We start from the raw sequence: 23,861 nt of genomic DNA on the forward strand, positions 1-23,861 counted from the left end.
CGCTACTTCCTCGCCTCATTTACCGTGCTCTCGTGCGCAGACCGTCAATGTTGTTGACCAAAGTCTGCGCGGTGCCGGCCTCTCTATTCGAGTTTCGCGGCAAGACGGCATAGTATGTGCGTCCGTTGTGCCTCGGATCGCTGCCATCGCTCGCCTTGAAATCAACAGCGCGCCATGTGTTCTTCGGGTTGAACCGCGCGAAGGCGTAGCGGTCGGCCGGCAGTGGTGTGGCGCCTTCGTAGACTACAAGGGATGCTGCTTCTTCGCCGATGGCGCTCTGCTTGAAACCGTAGTAGCGAACGGAATTCCCGTGGTCATCACTGCTGCCAGCGGGCAGAATCAGGGCGACGTGTTCGCCGTCCGGTGCAGCGATATGGTGTGTTTCCAGAAGGAAGTAAGTCGGCGTCCAAACCGCGTACATTGCGGCGGCAATCAGCACGATCTCCCGTAGTCGGATGCCGCGGTCGAGCCAACCTGTAACCTTGCTCGAATGCATTTTACTTACTCAACGCCCCGCGAGAATTTTACTGCGGCACCCTTAACAAAACAGCCAATGGTTGTTCAAGTTACTCCGAGGATAATGTGGCACAAACTGCATAACCGCCCTGGCCTAACGTAGGTTAGGATCGGAGGCATGGGCAGAGAACAACTAGTGCTCGTGCTTGCTATTAGCGCTGGTGTGTTCACTGTTGGCGCTGCAGCGGCGCTAGTCTTTGGCCTTTGATCTGTCTCAATTAGCGCACGCGAGCCGCCCCGCATCTTTCCCTCCTATGGGAGGAGACAATGCGGCCCTGGATGTTGCATGCGCTTGCTTGGGGTGCAGCCGCCGTGGGCTTGGCAGCCATCATCTCCATGAGCATGTAGAGGCCTGCACCGATCGCTTGCTCCAGCGCGCGAATGGTGTCGATCTACAGATCCAAGAGGTCGCTGCGGGCGGTACCGTTGATGTTGAGTTGGGGGCAGCTGCATATCAAGGTTGCTTCTGAGCGTGCTCGGCCTCGACGGCGCGCAGCAGGGCGGCAAGGCTGGGATATTCCACGCCATTGCGCGCGTAGCGGTTGACAGGCTCGACATAGCGGGCCGATCCGTCGGGCTTGCCGCGCCAGCTGAATCGCAGCACGGCACTGTTGTGATGGCGCAGAACGTGGCCGGCGCCACTACCGAAATACAAGCTCATGGCGTGGGGCTTCATGGCCGCGCCTCCAGCTTCGCCAGCTCCGACTCGTCCATTCCCGGATAAGCATCCGGAACGGAGACGTTCCTATTGTAGGCCAGGAGAGATTCGGCGGGGGTGAACAGCTTCACACTTCTCGGCTTTCAGGCGGGATGGAATAGGCTGACAGTGCGCAGCGCAGAGTGCGAAATCATTCGCGACCTAGCGGCAGACCCCGAAAAGCGAGACTTGTTCGGTCGCCTTGCCGAGCACCACAGAGTCTTAGCGGAGGAGTTGCAGAAGGCTATTGCTACCAAATTGCGGGCGAACTAATTCGTCCGTTTGACACGTCGGGCAAAACACTGGCAGAATGACATCATCGACAAAGGTCGGTTCAGCCCGCGCGGAGCAATCCGCAGCGGGTTTTTTGTTTATTGAGATTTATTGCGGATTTTGGAGATTGCGGAATGACTAGCAAGGTGAACAGACGAGTTGAGCTATATCAGCCGATTGCTCAGCGTGTGGCCAGCGCAGATATTAGAGCTCCCACGACGGTGGATATTGAGTTGTTGGCGAGAACCAAGACTGAAGCCGCGCTCAATGTGCTTGTTTCAATCATGCAGAGAGAGACTACGAATGCGTTTGCGCGGGTAGCCGCCGCAAACGCTATTCTCGACAGGGGGTGGGGTAGGCCGGTGCAGCCCTTGGCCACTGACAAGGCCCCGCTCGAGTTGTTGCATCGAATCGAACGCGCCATCGTGCATCCCGATCATCCAACATTGACCGCAGCCTCAATCGAGGCCGCGCGAGACTGAGACGAGATCAAGCCCGCGGGATGCCGCGGGCTTGTTTGTTTCGACGGCGAGTGAGAGGTGCGTCCGCTACGCCCCCGCCGGTCCAAACCAAGTCGTCAGCGCATCGGCAAGTCCGCTCCGGCTCTCGTCGCCGATCCACGCCACGTGCCCGTCGGGTCGCACCAGCACGGTTTTTGGCGCGAGGACTTGCCCGACAGCCGGAAGCTCCCACGCGCCGTCGTAACCGGCGCGCACGAGACTGACGCGATCCGCCCAGGGCGCGATGTCGGGATCCGGCGCCTCGCCGAAATTCAGCAGCAGGCCGCGCCCACCGTGCAGCAGCGTGAACAATCGCAGCGAGCGGCCTTCGATCGTCAGGTCGAGATCGGGCATGCGGCGTCCGAGCAGCGCGTGGCCTTCGCCGAGATCGTAGCTTATGTCGAGCCCGCTCATCATCGCGCCGAAGCGTTTTCGTGGTTCGTCCATGGCGAGCAGCTCGGTCACGATTTCGCGCGCGGCGATGAGTCCGTCATCCGCGCGGCGGAGCAGGGCGATCTGCGCCCTGGTGTTGCGCAGCACGCGCGCAGCCACGGGATGACGCTCAGTGTGGTAAGTGTCGAGCAGGGCTTCGGGCGAGATGCCCTTGACCACCTGCGCCAGCTTCCAGCCGAGATTGACCGCGTCCTGCAGGCCGGTGTTGAGGCCTTGCCCGCCCACGGAGTGATGGATATGCGCGGCATCGCCGGCGAGCAGCACGCGTCCCCTGCGATAGGAGGCGGCCTGCCGCGCCGCATCGGTGAAGCGGGAGACCCAGGCGGGACTGTGCGCGCCGAAATCGGTGCCGTACACGGCGACGAGCGCGTCGCTGAGATCACGCAAGCCGGGCTCGCCGCTGCGCTCGCGCGTTGTTTCGGTCACGACGACCAGCACGCGTCCGCTCTCCGTCTTGCTGAGGCCGTGAAAGCCCAGCGCGTCGTGACGCAGACCCCACGCGGGCTCTTGCGCCATCTCGACCTCGGCCATGAGGTTGCTCAGCGTCGGATCGGAGCCGACGAAGTCGATGCCGGCCGTCTTGCGCACCAGGCTGCGGCCGCCGTCGCAACCGACGAGATAGTTTGCGCGTAACGTGTCACCGCCGGACAGCGCGACGTCGACGCCGGTCTCGACTTGTGCGAAGCCCGTCACCTCGCGATTCCCATAGATCGGCACCGCGAGCTCTCTGGCCCAGTCGGCCAGGATGCGCTCGATGTGGCTCTGCCGCAGTGCGAGCCCGTAAGCGTGGCGGGTGGGGAGGTCACCGATGTCGAGCCTCGTCCAGGCGAAGCCGGCAAGCTGGACGATCTGTCCTTCGCGCAGGAAGCGCTCCGCGACGCCGCGCTGATCGAGGATCTCGATGCTGCGCGCGTGCAAGCCGCCGGCGCGCGTGCCGACGAGATCCTGGGCCGCGCGCCGCTCGACGATTGCGACGTCGACCTGTGCGAGCGCGAGTTCCGCCGCCAGCATCAGCCCGGTCGGGCCGCCGCCGGCGATGACGACCGCATGGCCGGCGGCCGCCGCGCGCCTGTCGCTCGTTCGTGAACGGGATGTCGGAAGCAATACAGGCATGTCGTGACCCCTCGACTTGTTGTTCGGGTCGAGGCTTCTACGCGATGTCAGGGGGCTTGAAGCAAGCCCCTTGCGCACCACATATTGAGCTGGGAGGAGGGACTTCCTGCTTCGCGCGCCGATTTGACACGTCGGGCAAAACACCGGCAGAATGGCATCATCGCGACGAGTTTGGTTCGGCCCGCGCGGAGCAATCTGTGGCGGGCTTTTTCATGTCCGCTTGGCGTGATGACAATCGCGCTCAACACTGGGTTTGACACGTCGGGCAAAACACTGGCAGAATGGCATCATCGAAACGAGTATGGTTCGGCCCGCGCGGAGCAATCCGCGGCGGGCTTTTTCATGTCCGGTTGGCGTGACGACAATCGCGCGCAACACTGGGTTTGACACGTCGGGCAAAACACTGGCAGAATGGCATCATCGAAACGAGTACGGTTCGGCCCGCGCGGAGCAATCTGTGGCGGGCTTTTTCTTGTCCGCTTGGCGTGACGACAATCGCGCGCAACACGGGGTTTGACACGTCGGGCAAAACACCGGCAGAATGACATCATCGAGACGAGTTTGGTTCACCCGCGCGGGGGAAATCCGCTGCGGGTTTTTTTCGTCTCGATTCCAGAATCGGACGGCGGCCCACGCATCACGGCCACGCACTCGCTTGATACGCGTTCTTGGAGCGCCGATCGGCGTGCCGCCGTCCGAACCATTGCTGGCCGTGCACGCGCGAACGTGCCGGCCCGCGGCGCCGGGCCCGTTGCCCGCGCCGCTGCGGTCTCCGGGAGCGGAGATCGGGCACTGGTATGAGCCGGACAAACTGATGGGGTACTGCGTCGCTCTCTATTTTGCGAAACTCCTCGTCTTCGACAAGGTTTTCGGCCTCGGATCCACTGATCCTTTGGCGGGGTTCGCGTCGATTACGGCCAATCTCATCGTCTCCTTCTATTTCGCCAAGCGCGGTTTCGAAAATGTTGCGAGGATCATCAAGCGGTGAAGATGCCAGATGATGAAATCAGAGCGATAGTCGCAGAGACGTTGATCGAGCAGCACAGGCTGCAGCAGGACAACATCGATGCGATCGTATTGAAGGCGGTGGCGTCGGTGCTGGCTTCTTTCGGAATCGAGGATGACGATCGGAAAGAGCTGAGAGCTGACTTTCAGCATCTGCGAAGGTGGCGAAAGAGCGTGGAGCAGGCACAGAGCTATACCTTCAAGGCCGTAATTACAGTGCTTGCCACCGGCCTGATGGGAGCCGTCTGGCTCGGGGTCAAGGTCGTGCTGAGCAAGTGAACCCTCAGGTGGTCGCGCCAGCATCCGCCATTCCCGGCGAATAGGTCGTCTCATGTACAGAATTCGCATTGTCGATACATCCGACGACGACATCGTCGATACATTGTCCGATCTGCATCGTTTGACGTTCTTCGATGCCGCTGTAATGCCTCAGTTTGAGTTGGGGGTGTGGTGGTTGGCCTATCACGGCGATGATGCCGTCGCCTTCGCCGGTGTGCTTCCGTCGACGCACGTCAGAAATGGCGGCTACTTCTCCAGGGTCGGGGTGCTACAGCGACACTGGGGACGAGGCCTCCAGCGCAGGATGATGCGTGTGGTCGAGGCGAGGGGACGGCGTATCGGATGGGGCAGCATCGTCTCTGATACGACCGACAATCCCGTTTCTGCGAACAACTTCATCCAGGCGGGCTATCGACTGTTTGAACCAGAGGTGCCCTGGGCCTGGTCTCATTCGCTTTATTGGCGAAAGTTGCTTCGCTGAGCAGGGTTTCCCGCGGTGCGGAACGTAGCCGTCATGCGTGGCAGCTCAAAGTTGCGGCACAGCGTCGTACGCGCGCAATGTCGAACGGCCCGGCAGCTTGACGGCTGCCGGGCCCTCTTTGCGTTTTCAGGTATGTGGTTGAAGCACTTGCGTAGTTGGTTGCGCCGCGCTTTAAGTTTGCTCTTGCAGGAAATTCGGCGACCATAAGCCGATGTAAGGGAGCGTCATCGATGTCCACCAAGCCTCAATTGCCGGAACGTTCGTCGCGGGTCACGGAAGGGCCTGCGGCGCTCGATGGTCTGCTGGTCGTCGATTTTACACGCGTGGTTGCTGGCCCGGCCTGCACGCAGACGCTGGCTGATTTCGGTGCACGCGTCATCAAGATCGAGAACCCGGATGGCGGTGACGATACACGCGCATATGAGCATGCCGAGATCGGCGGCGAGACTGCTGCTTATCTTAGCCTCAACCGCAACAAGCGTGGCATCGCACTGGATCTCGCTGTCCCTGAGGCTCGCGAGATCGCCCTGGATCTGATTCGCAAGGCTGACGTGGTCGTCGAGAATTTTTCGAGCGGGGTCATGAAGAAATTCGGACTCGACTACGACGCGGTCGCGCCACTCAACCCTCGGCTGGTCTATTGCTCGATATCTGCCTATGGGCGCTCCGGGCCGTTTGCCTGGCGCCCCGGCTTCGATCCCATCACCCAGGCGGAAAGCGGCTTCATGTCGCTCAACGGCTTTGCCGACGGTCCTCCGGTGCGCACCGGCCCACCCATCGTGGACATTGCGACGGGAATGACGGCTTGTAACGCCATTCTTCTCGCTCTGCTGGCGCGGGATCGGCTGGGCCGCGGCCAGCACGTCGAGGTTGCCTTGTTCGACATAGCAATGGCGATGACGGGTTTCTACGGTATGGCCTATCTGATCAATGGTCAAAATCCCGGCCGGTTCGGAAATTCGCCGAGCGGATCTCCCACCGTCGGCGTCTATGAGGCTTCCGATGGGCCACTCTACATGGCCTGCGCCAACGACCGGCTCTATCGCCGGCTGGTCGTCGAGGTGCTGAATCGGCCTGATCTCATCACCGATCCGCAATTCGCAACGCGTAAAGCGCGTTCCGAGAACAAGGAGCTGTTGCGGGCAACCATCGCGGAAGTCTTCGCAAGCGATACCCTCGAGAACTGGATGGCGAAGATGAAGTTGGCAAAGATCCCGGTCGGCTATCTCCGCACCGTCGAAGAGGGCTTTAACGCACCCGAGGCCCGCGACCGCCATCGCCTGAGCCGGATTCCGCATCCTACCGCCGACTGGGTCCCGAACATCGAGACGCCGATTACCATGAGTTTAACCGCCGCGATCGATCCCGTGGCCGCACCTTTGTTGGGCGAGCATACCCTGGACGTCTTGCGTGACACGCTTGGTTACGACCAGCGCCGGATTGCGGAATTCGTCCAGAGGGGAGTCTTCGGATCAGGTAAACCCTCGGTTTGAGCCCCGAGCGGTTGACCTCGTGGGCTGGCATCGCGCGGCTTGCAGAGCGTTGCTTCACGATGCCGGGCCGCGATATCGCCCCCTTTCCGACGGCCGGGTTCGGAGCGATCGGCTTGATTTGGCGATATTCCCGCCGCATAAATGTGGGAAAGTGAGGGATGCGGAATGGCGCCTGGTCAAGAGCCGAGCGTGGGCCAGCCTGAGGGGCCGGGATCCGGCGAGCGCGCTTACGCCGCAATGATCGCGAACGCTCGGGCGCTCCTGCCACGACTGCGAGAGAGAGCTGCCCGAACCGAAGAGCTCCGGTACCTTCCGCCCGAGACCGAACGGGATCTGCACGAAGCCGGTCTGTTCCGGATGCTCCAGCCCAGGCGCATTGGCGGTGCCGAGCTCGACTATGTCGCCCTGATTGACTGCGCCGATCTGCTTGGACAGGCGGATGCGTCGGTGGCCTGGAATCTCGCCAATCTGGCGAGCCATCACTGGATGCTCGGCATGTTCGAGCAGAGGGCGCAAGATCTGGTCTGGGGCCGTGATCCGGATACGCTGATTGCCTCCTCATTCATCTTTCCAGCCGGCCGCGCCACGAGGGTCAAGGGCGGATACCGGTTGCACGGAAGTTGGCCCTTCTCTTCCGGCGTCGCGTCCTGCGAATGGAATATGCTCGCAAGCGTGGTCTCCTCTGAAGATGAGGCAGATGGCATCGAGTACCGGATATTTCTGCTGCCGAAGGGCGACTATAGGGTCCTCGACACTTGGAATGTCGCCGGGCTGCGCGGGACCGGTTCTTGCGACGTGGAAGTTCGGGACGCCTTCGTGGCCGACGATATGACGGTGGCCGTTGGGGAGCTTACCGGCGGCCGGCCGCCGGGGGCCAGGGTCAATCCCAATCCGTTATATACGTTACCTGTGTTCTCGCTATTTCCTTACGTCTTGTCCGGTGTTGCGCTGGGAAACGCCCAGGCGTGCCTGAACGATTATATCGAGGTCGTGCGTCACCGCATTTCCACCTACAACCGTGCCAAGCTGAGCGACTTTCAGAGCACGCAGATCAAGATTGCGGAGGCTTCCGCCAAGATCGACGCTGCGCGCCTGATCATGCGTTCGGCTTGCATCGATGCCATGGAGAACGCAAGGCGTGGCCATATTTCAGATATGTCAGCCAAGACCCGATATCGGCGCGACGGGGCCTTCTCGGTGAACTTGTGTACAGATGCGGTCTCGATGCTGTTTGCGGCGAGCGGAGCGCGCGGCTTGTTCACGACGGGGGTGTTGCAGCGGCAATTCCGCGATGCACACGCGATCAACTCACATCTCGCCTTCAATTTTGATGCAGCTGGAACCAACTATGGACGCGTGGCGCTAGGCCTGCCGTCCGAGAATCTCACGCTGTGAGGCCGGCCGATGAATGATCTGCCGAAGCAGCCGGCCGTTCCCGATCCAGCCAACGAACTTGCGAGCGACAGCTCGCCGATCGATCCCCGCGATTTTCGAAATGCGCTGGGCACATACGGAACGGGCGTAACGATCATCACCGCCACGGCAGCAGATGGAAAGCCGTATGGCATCACCTGCAATTCGTTTGCATCGGTCTCCTTGAATCCGCCTCTGGTCCTCTGGAGCCTCGGGGTCTATTCCTCAAGCCTGCCTGTGTTCCAGAACGCCAGCCACTTCGTCGTCCATGTCCTCGGTACGTCGCAACAGGCGCTTGCGAACAAGTTTGCAAAATCGTCCGAAGACAAGTTCGCTGGTGTCGATTGGGCGCCGGGCCTCGGCAATGCTCCGGTGCTCGCCGAGAGCGTCGCCAGTTTTCAATGTCGTTCCGTCAACCGCTATTATGGCGGCGATCACGTGATCTTTCTCGGAGCAGTCGAGGCCTATATCTATAATGCCAGGGAACCTCTGCTGTTTGCGCAGGGGACATATGGCCGGTTCCTGGCCGATGATGAGCGCAAGAAATCGCCGTAAGGGACCTCTGGTCGTATTCGGAAGCTCAATGTTCTGTAGCTGAGAGCTTATAGATCTCCAGCGCGTCCGCATCCGCGCCGCGCGCGGCCTTGGCCAGCCTGAAAAGTTGTCCGGCAAGCGATGCCATCGGCACCGGCGTTGACGTCGTCTGCGCGAGCGCGGCGACCGTATCGAGGTCCTTGAGCATCGTGGCGATGTGACCGAGCGGCGGGGAGTGAATGCCCTGGACCATCCGTGGCACGAAAAGCTGAAGCGGAATGGAATCCGCAAAGCCACCGGCGAGCGCTTCGGGCAATCGATTGGCATCAATTCCTGCGTTCACCGCAAGGCGGGTTGCTTCAGCGAGGACGGCCATCGCGCATCCGACGATCACCTGATTGCACAGCTTTGTCGTCTGACCTGCGCCGGTAGGCCCCATATGGGTGAACCTGCGTGCCATGGCGAAGACGTAAGAGCGCACCCTCTCGACGTCGGCAATGTCTCCGCCTGCCATGATTGCAAGCGTGCCTTCCTCGGCGCCCTTGGTACCGCCGGACACGGGTGCATCGATCCAGCCTGCGCCGTTGGTATCCCTCAATCGGCTCGCGAGGTCGCGCGCAGCGTCGGGATGGATCGACGAGAAGTCCACGACGAGCTTGCCCGCACCGGCGGCGGCCGAAAGGCCTTCAACTCCGAATATCACCTCTTCAACCGCCGCGGCGTCCGTCACACACATGAAGACGATGTCCGCGTTCGTCATAACGTCGCGGGGGCTAGTCGCGCGCCGTGCACCAGCTTCGACGAGCGGAGCGACCTTACTCTCCGAACGGTTCCACACGGTGACCTGATAGCCAGCCTTGAGCAGGCGGCGGGTCATGGGCGTTCCCATCAGCCCGAGGCCGACATAGCCAAGCCGCTCGGCCCCCTGCGGGTTTGTCTTGCTCGTATCAGCCATAGGTTGCTTCCTCCTGTCGCGGCGCAATGGCGCACGACCGCCGCCATACCATAGATTGCGCGCTCTCGGACGAAACTGGGCCGACTTGCATGGCTTGCCTGATTGTTTGAACCATGAAACATTTGGGTCGGTCGGGTTGGGTGGCGCCGGTCGGCGCCGGAGCAACGGAGTGGGCGCGATGCGAACGGTTTCGAGGTTGATGCTGGCAACAGGGGCGGTAGCGGCCGCGATTGCGGTCGCGGCTCCCTCACGGGCGCAGCAGACAATCCGCGTCGGTTGGACGATCCCGGCCGAGGAGTCCAAGTACTGGATGATGCGCCGCCCGGCTGAATTCCCCGATATTGGCAAGACCTACAACATCGAATGGACCCAGTTTCAGGGCACCGCGCCAATGACGCAGGCATTGGCGGCGGGCGCTCTGGATTGCGCGACGCAGGCACCGTTGTCGCTTTCCAACGGCGTGGTTGGCGGCAATCTCAAGGCCTACATCGTGGCGCAGCATGTCTTCGAGAAGCCCGGCGGCTTTTCGGTCTATTGGGCGGTGATGGATGACTCGCCGATCAAGACCATCGCCGACCTCAAGGGCAAGACTGTCGGCATTTCCGTGATCGGCGGCGGCACGCAGGGGCCGTTCAACCTGCTCCTGAAGCAGAATGGCATCGATCCGGCCAAGGATATCAAGCTGGTCGAGGTCGGCTTTGCTGTTTCTGAAGATGCGCTGCGTCAGGGCCGTGTCGACGCGGTCAACATGAACCAGCCGTTTGCCGCGCGCGCAGAAGCGAAGGGCGGGACAAGGAAACTGTTCTCGCTGTCGCAGGCCATGCCGAACATCGTGCACATTTTGGAAGCCTGCCGTGCCGATTTCGTCGACAAGAACCCGGAACTGGTCAAAGCCTATGTCCGTGACATCACGTCGGGCATGAAGAAGGCTCTTGCGAACCGCGAAGAGACCTTGAAGGTCGTGTCCGAGGTACTGAAGGCTCCCGTTCCGGTTCTCGAGACGTACCTGCTCAAGGAGAACGACTTCGGCCGTGACCCGGGAGCTGCGCCGAACTTCCCCGCCATTCAGAAGATGCTCGACATCTACGCAGAGACGGGAATGCTGCCGAAGCTCGACGTCGCTCAGTTCAAGCATTCGACGATCGTTGCACCGCTGCAATAGGTGGTCGAACGAACTATCTGGAGAGTGAGATCGCAACGTCCCGGTCGCCCGGGACATTGCATGAAGAAGATGCACGCATGAAGAAGTTGCGATCACGGGTGACGACGGACGGGCTCGACCGGGCTCCGCACCGCGCTTTCATGCGCGCGATGGGCCTCGACGACACTGCAATTGCCAGGCCGATGGTCGGCGTCGTCAGCATGAAGGGCGAGCAGACGCCCTGCAACATGACTCACGATTTCCAGGTGGCCGCAGCCAAGACGGGAATCGAGGAGGCCGGCGGGACGCCGCGCGAATTCTCGACCGTGTCGGTCTCCGATGGCATCAGCATGAATCATGAGGGGATGAAGTTTTCCCTGTTTTCGCGCGAGCTGATTGCCGACTCGATCGAAGCGGTCGTCCATGGCCTCGCCTACGATGCGTTGATCGGATACGGCGGATGCGACAAGACGCTTCCCGGCGTGATCATGGGCATGGTTCGTTGTAATGTGCCGTCCATCTTCATCTATGGTGGCAGCTCGCTGCCGGGGCGCGTTGATGGACGGACTCTCACGGTGCTCGACTCCTACGAGGCTGTCGGTAGTTTCATGACCGGTGAGATCGACGCGGCCACGCTCGAGCGGATCGAGCGGGCTTGCCTGCCAACTATCGGTGCGTGCGCGGGCCAATTCACGGCGAACACCATGGGGATGGTGTCGGAGGCAATGGGCCTGACCATCCCCAACGTGTCGATGGTGCCTGGTATCTACGCCGAACGTGCGCAGATCTCGCGCCGCGCCGGACGCCTGATCATGGAGATGCTGGAGCGCGGCGGACCGCTCCCGCGCGACATCGTGACGCGGAAATCCCTTGAGAACGGCGCGGCGATCGTTGCAGCGACGGGCGGCTCGACCAACGCTGCGTTACATCTGCCCGCCATCGCCAACGAGGCCGGCATCGCATTCACGATCGATGATGTCGGCGAGGTTTTTGCCAGGACACCGTTGATCGGAAATCTGCGGCCAGGCGGCAAATACACGGCAAAGGATGTCTACGATATCGGCGGTGCTGCCGTGGTGATCCGCGAGTTGATCCAGAGTGGCCATGTCGATGGTAGCTGCCTGACCATCACAGGCCGAACGCTCGCGGAGGAATATGGCGCTGCCAATGCGCCTGATGGAGAAGTCGTTTACGCCTCGCGCACCCCGATCATGCCGGATGGCGGTGTGGCGGTGCTGAAGGGTAATCTCTGCCCGGACGGTGCGGTCATCAAGGTCGCAGGGCTGAAGAGCCAGTTCTTCGAGGGCGTTGCGCGCGTATTCGAAGACGAGGAAGCCTGTGTCAAAGCGGTTCGTGACCGCAGCTACAGGGCGGGCGAGGTTCTCGTTATCCGCAATGAAGGGCCTGTCGGTGGCCCCGGCATGCGCGAGATGCTCGGGGTCACTGCGTTGATCTACGGCCAAGGCATGGGCGAGAAGGTGGCCCTGATCACCGATGGCCGGTTCTCCGGTGCCACCCGCGGCATGTGCATCGGCTATGTCTCCCCCGAAGCGTTCGTGGGCGGTCCGCTGGCGCTCGTGCGGGGCGGTGACAAGATCCGGATTGACGCTGCAAACCGGCGGATGGATCTGTTGGTCGACGAGCAGGAACTCTCCGGACGCCGACGTGATTGGAAGCAACGTCCGCCGCGTCACCGTGCGGGTGCACTCGCAAAATATGCGCGGCTGGTCGGGCAGGCGCCAGGCGGGGCGGTTACGCATGAAGGCCCGGCAGAATGGCCCTGGTTCGAATGACGGGCCGCGTGGGCGACGGAAATGGCCGCAGTCTGGCAAGTTTCTTGCTAAGCTCGGGCCGCTGATGGAGGACATTCAGCAAACTGGTTGTGCGATGTTGCACGCGTGAGGTGAGAGCGGGATGAATGTCGTGCCTTCGAGATCGAGCGAATGGGTGAGACCGGTGACGTCACAAAAGCCGGCTTCTGCGATCATCGAGATCGAGAGCGTCTCACAGGTTTTCCAGACCTCGGCGCGCAAGGACCATTTGGCGCTGTCGGACATCTCACTGACGATCGACGAAGGAGCTTTCGTTTCCATTCTCGGACCGTCCGGCTGCGGCAAGTCGACACTGCTCTACATCGTCGGAGGCTTTGTCAGCCCAACCAGTGGCGCGGCGAAGATCAGGGGGCAGGCGATCACAGGACCCGGTCCGGATCGCGGACCGGTCTTTCAGGAGTTTGCGCTGTTTCCCTGGAAGACGGTGCTCGGCAATGTGATGTACGGGCCCCGCCAGCAGGGTGTGCGGGCCGCGGAAGCAGATGCGCAGAGCCGGGCGCTGATCGAGATGGTCGGCCTCAAGGGTTACGAGAACTTCTATCCCAAGGAGCTGTCGGGCGGCATGAAGCAGCGCGTCGCGCTCGCCCGGACACTCGCCTACCATCCCGAAGTCCTGTTGATGGACGAGCCATTTGGTGCCCTCGACGCTCATACCCGGACGCGTTTGCAGAACGACCTCCTGAACATCTGGGAGCGCGATCGCAAGACGGTGTTGTTTGTCACCCATTCGGTCGACGAAGCCGTCTTTCTGTCCGACAGGGTGGTGATGATGTCGAAGTCTCCCGGTCGCATCCGGCAGGTCATCGACATCGATCTGCCGCGACCGCGACGCCGTAACGAGCTGCTGCTCGACCCGCGCTACCAGAAATACGTCGTGGACATCGAGCGAATGTTCGATGAGAGCGACGGAGCCGCGGGACCCTCATGATGTCGCCGGCCGCCGTGCTCAAGCGTGCCGCCCCGGTGCTGGCCTGCATCGGGCTATTGGCAATATGGCAGGCCGCCGCGCTGGTGCTGAAGAACGACAGCTTTCCAACGGCGATCGAGGCGATCCGCGCGATCCCGGATATCCTTGGCGACAAGGAATCTCTGGTCAACATCCTGGCCTCGCTTCGTCGCATGGCGATGGGGTTCGGTGTCGCCGTGCTCTTTTCGATTCCACTTGGCTTGTTGATGGGGCGCAGCCGGGCCGTCGCAGCCTTTTTCAATCCGCTCCTGATGGTGATCTATCCGGTTCCGAAGGCAGCCTTGATGCCCATCATCATGCTGTGGCTGGGCGTCGGCGACGTCACAAAGACGCTGGTGATCTTTCTCGGCGTCAGCCTGCCTGTGATCTATCACAGCTTCGAGGGTGCCAAGGCGGTGGAAGAGAAGATGCTGTGGTCAGGCGCGGCGATGGGTCTCTCACCCCTGCAGCGCTTGGTCCGGATCGTGCTGCCTGCCGCACTGCCGGAGATCCTGACCGGATGCCGCACGGGATTGGTGCTGGCGCTGATCACGATGATCACTAGCGAGATGATCGCCCGTCAGTCGGGTGCCGGCAACATCCTGTTCAATGCGCTCGACATGGGGCAATACGACACCGTCTTCGCGATGATCATCATCGTGGGAGCAATGGGCATCTGCCTCGATGCGATCTTCGAGCGGATCCGCGCCAGGCTGGTACGCTGGTCCGAGCCTCAGTTCGACATGCCGCTGAGCTTCTCATGAGATCGCGCATTCTCCCCACAAACGTCATCTTCGGGCTCGCGCCGATCGTGCTGGTGATCGCGTTGTGGCAAGGTCTGGTGTCGTTCGGCTTCGCGCCTGCAGTCTTGCTGCCGCCGCCGGGTTATGTCTTCGGCCGGTTGCTCCAACAGCTCGTGACGTGGACGTTTCAGCAGGAGATCGCGGCGACCCTGATCCGGCTGTTTGCCGGCTTTGCGATCGCGGTTGTGCTCGGCGTCAGTATCGGCATCGCCGCTGCCGCCAGTCCGGCAATCAACGCCGTGGTTCGGCCGATCGTGCGGGTACTGGCGCCGTTGCCCAAGGTGGCGCTCTATCCTGCACTCCTGCTACTGCTCGGTTTCGGCCACGGATCGAAGATCACGTTGGTGACTGCGGACGCACTTTTCCCCATTCTTTTGTCTACCTATTACGGCGCGTCGACTGTCGAGCAGAAGCTGATCTGGTCGGCTATGGCGGCGGGGACGCCGCGCTACGAAATCCTGTTCAAGGTGGTATTGCCCGCGGCGATGCCGTCGATCCTGACCGGCTGCAGGATCGGCCTTGTCATTTCCTGCATCGTGGTGTTTCTGGCCGAGATGATCACGTCGACGGACGGGTTGGGCCATGCCCTCGTTACGGCGGCCCGGACGTTCCAGGCCGTCGACATGTTCGTGCCGTTGATCACGATCTCGCTGCTGGGGTTGATTTTGAACGCCCTGCTGGGCGCCTTGCGATCGTACCTCTTGCGGGGCTTTCCCGAAGCGTGATCTGACTGAACAAGAAACCACGATACCGGGAGTGAAGCATGTTGGCCGATCGCATCGAGGCAAAATGGATCGACGCATTTTGCGAGATTTTTGAGCGATGCGCCGTGAAGGCCGGTGATATCGCGGCGATCCTTTCGGAAACCCAGTCGCGCGCGTTGAATGTTCATCTGGCCGAGCTAGCGCTGCTGCGCATGGGCGCACGGCCGTTCCATGTGGTAATGCCGACGCCGCGCAACCGGAACATCGTTCCGGTCCGCTCGACCGGAGCGAGCGAGGCGATCCAAAAGCTTGGTCCGGTCATTACCGCACTTCAACAGGCCGGCTTTGTCGTGGATTGTACCATCGAAGGCCTGATGCACGCGGTGGAGACGCCTGAAATCCTCAGGGCCGGCGCGCGAATCCTAGTGATCTCCAACGAGCATCCCGAGGCGCTGGAACGGATGGTGCCTGACACGGCGCTCGAAAAGCGCGTGCGCGCCGCGGCGAAGATGCTGCGCGGAACCAAGCGCATGCGGGTCACCTCGAAGGCCGGTACGGCGCTCGACGTTGATATGGTTGGGGCTTCAACAGTCGGTGTGTGGGGCTGGACCGACAAGCCCGGCACGCTGGCCCATTGGCCCGGTGGCATCGTCGTCAGCTTTCCCAAGAGCGGGACGATCAACGGCACGCTGGTGATGGCACCTGGCGACATCAATCTGACCTTCAAGCGCTACCTGACCTCGCCGGTGAAGATGACGTTGAAGGACGACTATGTCGTCGAACTGGAAGGCGAGGGTACGGATGCCGCGATGATGCGCGCCTATCTCGCCGCCTGGGGCGACCGCGAGGCCTACGCCGTGTCGCATGTCGGCTTCGGCATGAATCCGGGCGCGCGTTACGAGGCGCTGTCGATGTATGACCAGCGCGACACCAACGGCACGGAGATCCGCGCCGTCTCCGGTAATTTCCTGTTCTCTACCGGCGCGAATGAATTCGCCGGCCGCTACACAGCGGGCCATTTCGATCTGCCGATGATGGGAACGACCATCGAGCTCGATGGCGTCGCGGTGGTCCGGGAAGGCGTGCTCCAGGACGTCTTCGGCTAGCCGCGATCAAGCACAGGCGGGCGAGCCAGGTCGAAATGCCGGAGCAGGTCCACCATGGCCTGAAGCCGCTTGACGCGATAGGCATCGACGTCCATGCCTGAATAATCGAGGAAGCCGGCGCCCGTGCGGAGACCGATCCGGCCCTCGTGCATGTTCTTTGAAATCACTTCCGGCGCGCGATAGCGATCGCTGCCGAGTGCGCCTTCGAGGTAACGGCTCGCGTAGTACAAAATGTCGCCGCCGCCCCAGTCGATGAATTCGAGCAGCCCGAGCACGGCGTAGCGGAAGCCGAAGCCGTAGCGGATCGCCTTGTCAATCTCTTCGGCGCTGGCGACACCTTCCTCGACCATGCGCGCGGCCTCGTTCATCGCCAGCGCCTGGATGCGCGGGACGATAAAGCCCGGCGTTGCCGCGCAGACCACCGGGACCTTGCCGATGCCCTCCAGCAGCTTCTTGACCTCATCAATGATCGCGGGATCGGTGGCTTTGCCGGGCGAAACCTCGACCAGCGGGATCAGATAGGCCGGGTTGAGCCAATGCACGTTGAGAAAGCGACGAGGGTTCACGATCGCGCCGGAGAGATCGTCGACGAGAATTGTGGACGTCGTCGATGCGATGATCGTGTCCGGACCGACTTGCGTCGAGGCTGATCCCAGCACCTCTCGCTTGAGCTCAACGATTTCTGGAACACCTTCGAAGACCATTCCGGCTTCGGTCAGCGCTGCGCCACTTTGGCTGGTCGGCACCACCGACACACGAGCGATGAGTGGATCGACATCTGCCTCGGTCAGCAAGCCCAGCTTCGAGAGGCTGGCAAAGGTCTTCCTGACTTCGCCGAGTGCGTCTGCTTCCAGTTTGGCAAAATCCTCTGCGGAGCGAGGCTTGACATCGATCATCGTGACCGTGTGGCCGGCATAGGCGAACGCGACGGCGATACCGCGCCCCATGCGGCCGGCCCCGAGACAGGCGATGTTGGCGCGACCGGTCATCGATCAGAATCCATTGCGAAGCAGCGTCTGCAATTCGGCCCTGCTGAAGCTACCAAGGCCAAGCGTATCCAGCGTTCGGCCGCCATGTGCAAAATCCTCGCCGCAGACCGCGCCACCGATGGCCAGGAAAGCCTTGGCCAACGGCGTGGCTACGCCCGCCAGACCGGCGACGGAGACAAGCAGCGACAGCCCAAGCCGCAGATCCTCACGCATGTAGCGGTGCTCGGTCAGCACGATGCGTTCGCGCCAGTCGCCGGAATCGGTCAGCCGGTCATGCGAGCCGCGGCCGTACATCCAGATCTCGCCTTCCCTAGCGTAGTGGTGGGCGAGCGGGAAATGCGGCGCGCCGTAGCCGAGCGCCTCGCGCACCGCGATGCGTTCGGCGTCGAGCGCGTCGGTCACCCGGCGGATCGCAACTTGCGTACCTTCCTTATGGATATCCCACCTCTCGAAGTGCTCGATCGGGCCCGCATTCATTATGATGAGCGGCGGGTGGATGATCGGCCCCGCGTTCATCAGTGCGCCTGACAACGCATCGCCGCATGGCTCGATCGCATCGGGGAAGGCGCGCCCGATCACTTCGAGCGCGTGCGGCGCCTGATCCAGCGGAAAGACGCCGACCGGCAGCCGCTTGGCGCGGATGGTGATTGCGACCTCGAATGGCCCGTGCTTGCGGGTGAGCCAGGGCAGTGTGCCGGTCTCCGCAAAGCTCGCAGAAGCCTGGTTGCCGGCCTCCCGCGCGGCCTGCGCGAAGATCATCGAGCCGAATGTTGCCGGCGGCAGAAACACGACCTGGCCGTCCCGCAAATGCGGGGCGAGCAGGCGGGCAATGTCAGGCTGCGCGAAGGCCGGGGCCGGGCAGAGGATCAGTTCAGCGCCACTGATGGCTTCGGCGATATCGGTCGTGACCATCGTCAGTTTCACGTCGTGGCGGCCGTTATGGTCCTTCACCACGATGCGCGAGCCGGCGTCACGATGTGCCGCCACCTGGTCTGCGTCACGGCGCCAAAGCCGGACCTGGTGCCCCGACAGCGCAAGATCGCCGGCGGCCGCGAAAGAGCCGTTTCCCCCACCCAGAACCGCAATCTTCAAGATGCTTCTCCTTGCGCGCGCGACTGCGCATCAAGCTGCTTGAGCAGGAAATGCTGGACCTTGCCCAGCGCCGTACGCGGCAGGTCGGTGACGAAGACGATGTCACGCGGAACCTTGTAACGCGCGAGCTGCGCCTGAACATGCACTCTCAGTTCGTCCGCTTCGAGCCGGCATCCGGACCGCCGGATGACATAAGCGATCGGCACCTCGTCCCAGCGCGGGTCTGGCCGGCCGATCACGGCGCATTCGCTGACATAGGGATGCTCGAGCAGAACGCGTTCGACCTCGGCCGGATAGATGTTCTCGCCGCCCGAAATGATCATGTTCTTCTTGCGGTCACGGACCCAGAAATAGCCCTCCGCGTCACACAGGCCGATATCGCCGGTGCGATACCAGCCGTCGTGTATCGCGTCTCGCGTGGCGTCCGCATTGCCCCAATACTCGAAGAACACGTTGGGGCCGCGCACCGCGATTTCGCCGGGCGTGCCGGCCGGCACTTCGGCGCCGGATTGGTCGATCACCTTTGCCTCGCAGCACAGGCCGGCAAGTCCAGTCGATCCCGCACGCGAGAGATCGCCGCCAAGCCGCGTGTAGACCGCGATGGGGCAGGTTTCCGTCGAGCCGTAGACCTGAAGGACCGGCACGCTGCGCTCAACAAAGCGGTCGATCAGGTGAGGCGGCACGATGGTCGAGCCCGTCGCGACGGCCTTGAGTGAAGATACGTCGGACGTAGGCCAAGCCGGATGTTCGCTCACAGCCTGGATGATCGCCGGCACCATCACCGTCAGTGTCGGCCGTTCGTTTTCGATAGCGGCAAGCGCCGTATCTGGCGCAAACCGCGCATGGATCGTGACGGTCGCGCCGAGCTGAAGCGCTGGCGTCGTCTGGATGTTGAGGCCGCCGACGTGAAAGAACGGCAGCACGGTCAGCACATGATCGTCAGACGTCATGTTGTGCATGTGCTGGCTCATGACGCCGTTCCAGAACAACGCTTCCTGGCGCAGTACGGCGCCTTTCGGTCGTCCGGTCGTTCCTGACGTGTAAACGATCAGGAGTGGGCAGGAGAGATCGGTGTGCGGGTTGTGGCCGCTGCCCTCGCTGCGGGCCAGCAGGCCTTCGAAGGACGTGCCGCGTGGTGGCGTAAAGTCGAGGCCGACGATAGATGTCGCTGGTGCAAGTTCGGAAAGAACTCCGTCAAAGGCCTGCTCGAGCATCAGCACCTTGGCACCAGCATCGGTGAGAATGAAGAGCTGCTCGGCGACCGCCAGCCGCCAGTTCAGCGGCACCAGCATCGCGCCGAGCCGCGCGCAGGCATAGAGCAGAACCAGGTAGTCCGGCCGGTTCAGGCTCAGGATCGCTACGCGGTCGCCGCGGCCGACGCCGAGCTCCTGCTTCAAGGCCATGGCCGTTCGCTCGATGCGCGCGGCGAATGCCGCGTAGCTCAGCCGCTCGCCTTCGAAGGCAATCGCCGTCTTGTCTGGCGCGAATGCCGCGTTGCGGTCGATCAGACTACAGAGGTCCACTGTCAGTCGTCCGTTTCGCCGGCCTCGTACAACGCCTCGCGCCCGATCCGGTCGAGGCAAAGCTCGGCCGTCCAGGGCAGCATCAGGGAGCCGCACCGGCTATCGCGGTAAATGCGCTCCAGCGGCAATGAGCGAAGCATGGCCTGGCCGCCGCAGGTGCGGATCGCGAGCGCCGCGAGCTCATTTGCTCCCTCCATCACGGAATATTGCGCAGCATAGGCCCGCAACACCTGCTCCTTGCTCGGATTGGCGCGTGCTTCGGTCACAGCCTGGAACCAAATCGACTTGATCTGCTCGAGCTTGATCTGCATCTGCGCCACCGCGATCTGCTTGGTCGGGTACATTCGGCGCTTGACCGGCGGCATGCCCGGGACCTCGCCGCGCAGATAGCGCACCGTAAAATCATAGGCCGCTTGCGCGAGGCCCATGTAGGTCGGCGACAGCGTCAGGAACATGTGCGGCCAGCGCATTGCAGCCTGGAAATAGACGCCGCGCGGCATCAGCGCCGAATCGTCCGGGACGAACACATCCTTGAACAGCAGCGTTCGCGAGACCGTCCCGCGCATGCCGAGCGGATCCCAGTCGCCGACAACGGAGACGCCTTCCGATTTTGCGGAGATCGCGAGGTAAAGCGTGTTGCGGCGCGAGGCCTTCTCGCCTTCCTCGATCTCGGTGCAAAGCACGCCGTAATAGTCGGCGTGGCCGGAGAGCGATGCAAAGATCTTCTTGCCATTGACGATCCAGCCGCCCTCGACGGGCCTCGCTTCCGTGCCGAAGGCGACACCGCCCGCAGCCGCCGCGCCACCCTCGGAGAAAGGCTGCGAGTAGATCGCGCCGTCCTCGACGATGCGCTTGTAGTGGACCGCGCGCCGCCGCTCGTGCTCCGCGCGAGTTTCCGTATCCATGTCGAGATCGTCGGCGAGGGGCCCAGACCACAGGGTCGAGCAGACATGCATGTTCCAGGTCAACGCGGTGGCGCCGCAATAGCGGCCGATCTCGGCGGCTGCGAGCGCATAAGTCTGGTAGTTCGCGCCAAGCCCGCCATGCTTCTTGGGGATGGCAATACCGAGCAGACCGACGCGGTGCAGATCGCGATAGTTCTCCGTCGGGAAGACCGCATCCCGATCGTAGATCGCCGCGCGGCCGGCGAACACACTCTGACCGATCTCCCGCGCGCGTGCAATGATGCCGGCCTGTTCGTCGCTAAGGCGGAATGCGACGGGGTCGAAGATCGGCGCATCCAGCGCGACCTTGTTACTCGCGCCGATAGTCTTGCTGACTTGCATGGTCATTGCGTAGTCACCTTACGCGTTGGTCGCGACGGAATTCAGGAACCAGCCGAGCGCCTCGTCAAAGGCGTCGGGCCGCTCGAGGTTGGCGAGATGGCCGACGCCGGCGAGTTCGACATATTTGGCAGAAGGGACATAGGTCGCTGTCTTCGCCATCATTGGTGCGGGCGCATTGTTGTCCTTGGAGCCGGACAGCAGCAGCGTCGGAACGGAAATATCCTTGAGCGTGCTGCGCTGATCAAAGCCGATCAGGGCCAGCATCATGGCGCGATAGCTCGCCTCCGGCACGCTCGCCATGCACTCGCGCGCAAGCTCCATGCCGTTCGGATCAGGACCGTCGCCGACAAGTTCCTTCACCAGCGAGGGCGCCAGCGATTTCATCGTCTCGCCGCGATCGAGCGGCCCGAGCCGCGCGGCGATGAACGATTTCTGCCAGTCGCCGTCGGCCTTCCCGAATGCGGGGCTGGTTTGTGCAAGAACGACCGCGCGCGCCAGTTTCGGCGATTGCACCAGCCATTTCTGGACGATCATGCCGCCGATGGAATGGCCGACCAGAATAGGCTTGGCCGCACCTAGCTGCTCGATGAATTGCTGGAGCGCATCCGCCAGGGCAGCGATACTGACGCTGGCGAGCGGTTCGGACCCGCCATAACCCGGCATGTCCCATGCGATCGCGCGGAAGCGGTTGCCGAATGTGGCAAGCTGGCGCCGCCAGGCGCGCGCCGCACCGCCGATGCCATGCAGGAAAACCAAGGGTATTGCGCCGGGATCGCCCGCAGCTTCATAGGCGAAGCGCCCATCCTTTGTTATCATTGGCGCAGGCTGCGACACGCGACATCCTTTTGCTTGGCCCCGTGATGCTAACAGGCCTGTGGGGGATGGAAAGAGATAATTTTATACTTAAAGCAATTTCCGGGCCGATCTCTGGCGCGCGGCTGTTCACGGCGACGATCGGCGCTTTCGTTGCAATAATTTGAAGTTTAAAATATATCCGAAAGAGCGATCAACAGATCCCGAGGAGCCAGCGCATGTCCGCATTGCCGCAATCGCCGCACGCGCTGGTGACCGGTGGCGGCCGCGGCATCGGCCGCGCGATCGCAGCCGCTCTCGTCGGGGCCGGCGCAACCGTGACGGTGCTCGGCCGGAATGCCGCAACTCTTGAAGAGGCGATCAAGGCGGGAGCTGCGCATTTCGCAGCCGTCGCCGATGTTTCAGACGAGGTGTCGCTCAACGCCGCCATCGCCGAGGCCCATGCGCGAAAGCCGATCGATATCCTGATCGCCAATGCGGGGAGCGCCGAATCCGCGTCATTCGTGAAATCGGATAGTGCCCTTTTCGCGCGCATGATGGACGTCAATTTTATGGGCGTGGTTCATGCCATCCGCGCGGTCTTGCCGGGCATGAAGGGCCGCCCCTATGGACGCATCGTGGCGGTCGCGTCGACAGCCGGGCTCAAAGGCTATGCCTATGTCAGCGCATACACTGCAGCCAAGCATGCGGTGGTCGGTCTGGTGCGGTCGCTCGCGCTCGAAATGGCCGGCAGCAATGTCACTGTGAATGCCGTGTGTCCGGGCTTCACCGACACGGATCTCGTCGCCGGCAGCATCGAGAACATCATGAAGAAGACGGGGCGAACCCGCGAGCAGGCGATCGCCGAGATCGCCAAGCATAACCCGCAGGGGCGGCTGATTTCGCCTCAGGAGGTCGCTGACGCAGTGCTCTGGTTGTGCGGGGAGGGCGCCGGTGCGATCACGGGACAAGCAATCGCCGTTGCCGGTGGTGAAATCTAGCGCGCGAGGCGCGGGCCCGGAACAAGGAAGTTAAGGAGATCGCATGAGCAGACCAGCAAATCCTGTGACCGTGCCGCTTGCGGACTATTCGCCGCAGCACTTCCTGTTGGCCGTTGTCGACGGTGTTGCCACGGTGACGCTCAATCGTCCCGAACGGAAGAATCCTCTGACGTTCGAGAGCTACCGGGAATTGACCGATTTCTTCCGTGCCTGCGCGTTTGACGACGCGGTCAAGACGATCGTCGTCACCGGCGCCGGCGGCAATTTCTCGTCCGGCGGCGATGTGTTCGAGATCATCGGCCCGCTCGTCAAGATGGACACCAAGGGGCTGACCGCCTTCACGCGGATGACCGGCGATCTCGTCAAGGCGATGCGCGCCTGTCCGCAGCCGATCGTGGCCGCGGTCGAAGGCATTTGCGCCGGCGCCGGCGCGATCATCGCCATGGCATCCGACATGAGACTTGCGGCCAGCGGTGCCAAGGTCGCGTTCCTGTTCAACAAGGTAGGCCTTGCCGGCTGTGACATGGGGGCCTGTGCCATCCTGCCGCGCATTATCGGGCAGTCCCGCGCCTCCGAGCTGCTCTATACCGGTCGGTTCATGACTGCGGAGGAGGGCGAGCGCTGGGGCTTCTTCAGTCGGATCGTCACGCCGGAGCAGGTGCTGCCCCAGGCGCAGATTCTGGCCAGGCAGGTCGCGGAAGGGCCGACCTTCGCCAACACCATGACCAAGCGGATGCTGGCGATGGAATGGGCGATGTCGGTGGAGGAGGCGATTGAGGCGGAAGCCGTTGCCCAGGCGCTGTGCATGACGACCGCAGATTTCGAGCGCGCGTTCGAGGCCTTCGCCAACAAGGTCAAGCCGGTCTTCAGGGGCGACTGAGCCGGCTGCTATTATCCGCAGCCAGGCCAGCGACGGGGACTTGCGTGAAATTAT

Annotated in this window: 24 protein-coding genes; 15 read left to right on the forward strand and 9 right to left on the reverse strand. The window is 62.3% G+C overall.

Annotation, left to right across the window (positions count from 1 at the left end; genetic code table 11):
• Positions 1-19: 19 nt before the first annotated feature.
• Both QA649_RS16295 and QA649_RS16300 read right to left on the reverse strand, forming a co-directional pair.
• Positions 20-496 (reverse strand): hypothetical protein, encoded by a 477-nt coding sequence (locus tag QA649_RS16295; protein WP_283025076.1) that lies wholly within the window; start codon positions 494-496, stop codon positions 20-22.
• 474 nt (positions 497-970) lie between these two features.
• Complete coding sequence (locus tag QA649_RS16300) at positions 971-1,192, reverse strand: hypothetical protein (protein WP_283025077.1); 222 nt, start codon at positions 1,190-1,192, stop codon at positions 971-973.
• Positions 1,193-1,620: 428 nt separating this feature from the next.
• Here QA649_RS16300 and QA649_RS16305 point away from each other — a divergent pair, with 428 nt between their 5' ends.
• Positions 1,621-1,968 carry a hypothetical protein gene (locus tag QA649_RS16305; protein WP_283025078.1) on the forward strand — a complete coding sequence of 116 codons (348 nt, stop codon included), beginning with the start codon at positions 1,621-1,623 and terminating at the stop codon, positions 1,966-1,968.
• 66 nt (positions 1,969-2,034) lie between these two features.
• Here QA649_RS16305 and QA649_RS16310 read toward each other — a convergent pair whose 3' ends face one another.
• Positions 2,035-3,552 carry an FAD-dependent monooxygenase gene (locus QA649_RS16310; RefSeq protein WP_283025079.1) on the reverse strand — a complete coding sequence of 506 codons (1,518 nt, stop codon included), beginning with the start codon at positions 3,550-3,552 and terminating at the stop codon, positions 2,035-2,037.
• A gap of 685 nt (positions 3,553-4,237) precedes the next feature.
• On the opposite strand from QA649_RS16310, the gene QA649_RS16315 reads away from it, so the two are divergent.
• The 6 genes from QA649_RS16315 to QA649_RS16340 all read left to right on the forward strand — a co-directional run bounded on the left by QA649_RS16315 (position 4,238) and on the right by QA649_RS16340 (position 8,778).
• A complete protein-coding gene (locus tag QA649_RS16315) occupies positions 4,238-4,540 on the forward strand; it encodes a hypothetical protein (protein ID WP_283025080.1) in 303 nt (100 codons plus the stop codon).
• Positions 4,537-4,836, forward strand: a complete 300-nt coding sequence (locus tag QA649_RS16320) for a hypothetical protein (protein WP_283025081.1) — start codon at positions 4,537-4,539, stop codon at positions 4,834-4,836. The genes QA649_RS16315 and QA649_RS16320 overlap by 4 nt, the downstream gene beginning before the upstream one ends.
• Before the next feature lie 52 nt (positions 4,837-4,888).
• On the forward strand, positions 4,889-5,317 hold the full coding sequence (locus QA649_RS16325; RefSeq protein WP_283025082.1) for a GNAT family N-acetyltransferase: 429 nt from the start codon (positions 4,889-4,891) through the stop codon (positions 5,315-5,317).
• A 230-nt stretch (positions 5,318-5,547) separates the two neighbouring features.
• Entirely contained in the window at positions 5,548-6,810 is a 1,263-nt protein-coding gene (locus QA649_RS16330; protein WP_283025083.1) for a CoA transferase, read from the forward strand.
• Positions 6,811-6,975: 165 nt separating this feature from the next.
• Positions 6,976-8,205, forward strand: coding sequence for an acyl-CoA dehydrogenase family protein (locus QA649_RS16335; protein ID WP_283025084.1), 1,230 nt, complete (start codon positions 6,976-6,978; stop codon positions 8,203-8,205).
• A gap of 9 nt (positions 8,206-8,214) precedes the next feature.
• Positions 8,215-8,778, forward strand: coding sequence for a flavin reductase family protein (locus tag QA649_RS16340; RefSeq protein WP_283025085.1), 564 nt, complete (start codon positions 8,215-8,217; stop codon positions 8,776-8,778).
• A 25-nt stretch (positions 8,779-8,803) separates the two neighbouring features.
• Here the strand turns inward: QA649_RS16340 and QA649_RS16345 are convergent, their stop codons facing one another.
• On the reverse strand, positions 8,804-9,712 hold the full coding sequence (locus QA649_RS16345) for an NAD(P)-dependent oxidoreductase (RefSeq protein WP_283025086.1): 909 nt from the start codon (positions 9,710-9,712) through the stop codon (positions 8,804-8,806).
• Positions 9,713-9,890: 178 nt separating this feature from the next.
• Here QA649_RS16345 and QA649_RS16350 point away from each other — a divergent pair, with 178 nt between their 5' ends.
• The 6 genes from QA649_RS16350 (at position 9,891) to QA649_RS16375 (ending at position 16,244) form a co-directional block, all read left to right on the forward strand.
• Positions 9,891-10,874, forward strand: coding sequence for an ABC transporter substrate-binding protein (locus tag QA649_RS16350; RefSeq protein ID WP_283026040.1), 984 nt, complete (start codon positions 9,891-9,893; stop codon positions 10,872-10,874).
• Positions 10,875-10,951: 77 nt separating this feature from the next.
• Positions 10,952-12,646 (forward strand): dihydroxy-acid dehydratase, encoded by a 1,695-nt coding sequence (ilvD, locus tag QA649_RS16355; protein WP_283026041.1) that lies wholly within the window; start codon positions 10,952-10,954, stop codon positions 12,644-12,646.
• Positions 12,647-12,767: 121 nt separating this feature from the next.
• Positions 12,768-13,613 (forward strand): ABC transporter ATP-binding protein, encoded by an 846-nt coding sequence (locus QA649_RS16360; RefSeq protein ID WP_283025087.1) that lies wholly within the window; start codon positions 12,768-12,770, stop codon positions 13,611-13,613.
• Complete coding sequence (locus QA649_RS16365) at positions 13,610-14,395, forward strand: ABC transporter permease (protein ID WP_283025088.1); 786 nt, start codon at positions 13,610-13,612, stop codon at positions 14,393-14,395. Before QA649_RS16360 ends, QA649_RS16365 begins: the two co-directional genes overlap by 4 nt.
• Positions 14,392-15,159 (forward strand): ABC transporter permease subunit, encoded by a 768-nt coding sequence (locus tag QA649_RS16370; protein ID WP_283025089.1) that lies wholly within the window; start codon positions 14,392-14,394, stop codon positions 15,157-15,159. Before QA649_RS16365 ends, QA649_RS16370 begins: the two co-directional genes overlap by 4 nt.
• A gap of 38 nt (positions 15,160-15,197) precedes the next feature.
• The gene (locus QA649_RS16375) at positions 15,198-16,244 is read left to right on the forward strand and encodes a peptidase M29 (RefSeq protein ID WP_283025090.1); all 1,047 of its coding nucleotides are present in this window, start codon (positions 15,198-15,200) and stop codon (positions 16,242-16,244) included.
• Here QA649_RS16375 and QA649_RS16380 read toward each other — a convergent pair.
• From QA649_RS16380 to QA649_RS16400, 5 genes are read right to left on the reverse strand one after another with little or no spacing between them, the layout of a single operon-like run.
• The gene (locus QA649_RS16380; protein WP_283025091.1) at positions 16,241-17,233 is read right to left on the reverse strand and encodes a 3-hydroxybutyryl-CoA dehydrogenase; all 993 of its coding nucleotides are present in this window, start codon (positions 17,231-17,233) and stop codon (positions 16,241-16,243) included. The two genes, QA649_RS16375 and QA649_RS16380, sit on opposite strands and share 4 nt — an antisense overlap.
• A 3-nt stretch (positions 17,234-17,236) precedes the next feature.
• Positions 17,237-18,325, reverse strand: a complete 1,089-nt coding sequence (locus QA649_RS16385) for an NAD/NADP-dependent octopine/nopaline dehydrogenase family protein (protein WP_283025092.1) — start codon at positions 18,323-18,325, stop codon at positions 17,237-17,239.
• Positions 18,322-19,848 (reverse strand): long-chain-fatty-acid--CoA ligase, encoded by a 1,527-nt coding sequence (locus QA649_RS16390; protein ID WP_283025093.1) that lies wholly within the window; start codon positions 19,846-19,848, stop codon positions 18,322-18,324. Before QA649_RS16390 ends, QA649_RS16385 begins: the two co-directional genes overlap by 4 nt.
• Before the next feature lie 2 nt (positions 19,849-19,850).
• Positions 19,851-21,140, reverse strand: a complete 1,290-nt coding sequence (locus tag QA649_RS16395; RefSeq protein WP_283025094.1) for an acyl-CoA dehydrogenase family protein — start codon at positions 21,138-21,140, stop codon at positions 19,851-19,853.
• 12 nt (positions 21,141-21,152) lie between these two features.
• Positions 21,153-21,950, reverse strand: a complete 798-nt coding sequence (locus QA649_RS16400; protein ID WP_283025095.1) for an alpha/beta hydrolase — start codon at positions 21,948-21,950, stop codon at positions 21,153-21,155.
• A 215-nt stretch (positions 21,951-22,165) separates the two neighbouring features.
• Here QA649_RS16400 and QA649_RS16405 point away from each other — a divergent pair, with 215 nt between their 5' ends.
• Positions 22,166-22,927: an SDR family oxidoreductase gene (locus QA649_RS16405; RefSeq protein WP_283025096.1), complete on the forward strand. Its 762-nt coding sequence runs from the start codon at positions 22,166-22,168 to the stop codon at positions 22,925-22,927.
• Positions 22,928-22,970: 43 nt separating this feature from the next.
• Positions 22,971-23,807 (forward strand): enoyl-CoA hydratase family protein, encoded by an 837-nt coding sequence (locus QA649_RS16410; RefSeq protein ID WP_283025097.1) that lies wholly within the window; start codon positions 22,971-22,973, stop codon positions 23,805-23,807.
• The last annotated feature ends 54 nt before the right edge of the window (positions 23,808-23,861 follow it).

The sequence above is a fragment of the Bradyrhizobium sp. CB1717 genome (assembly GCF_029714325.1).
GTDB lineage: Bacteria > Pseudomonadota > Alphaproteobacteria > Rhizobiales > Xanthobacteraceae > Bradyrhizobium.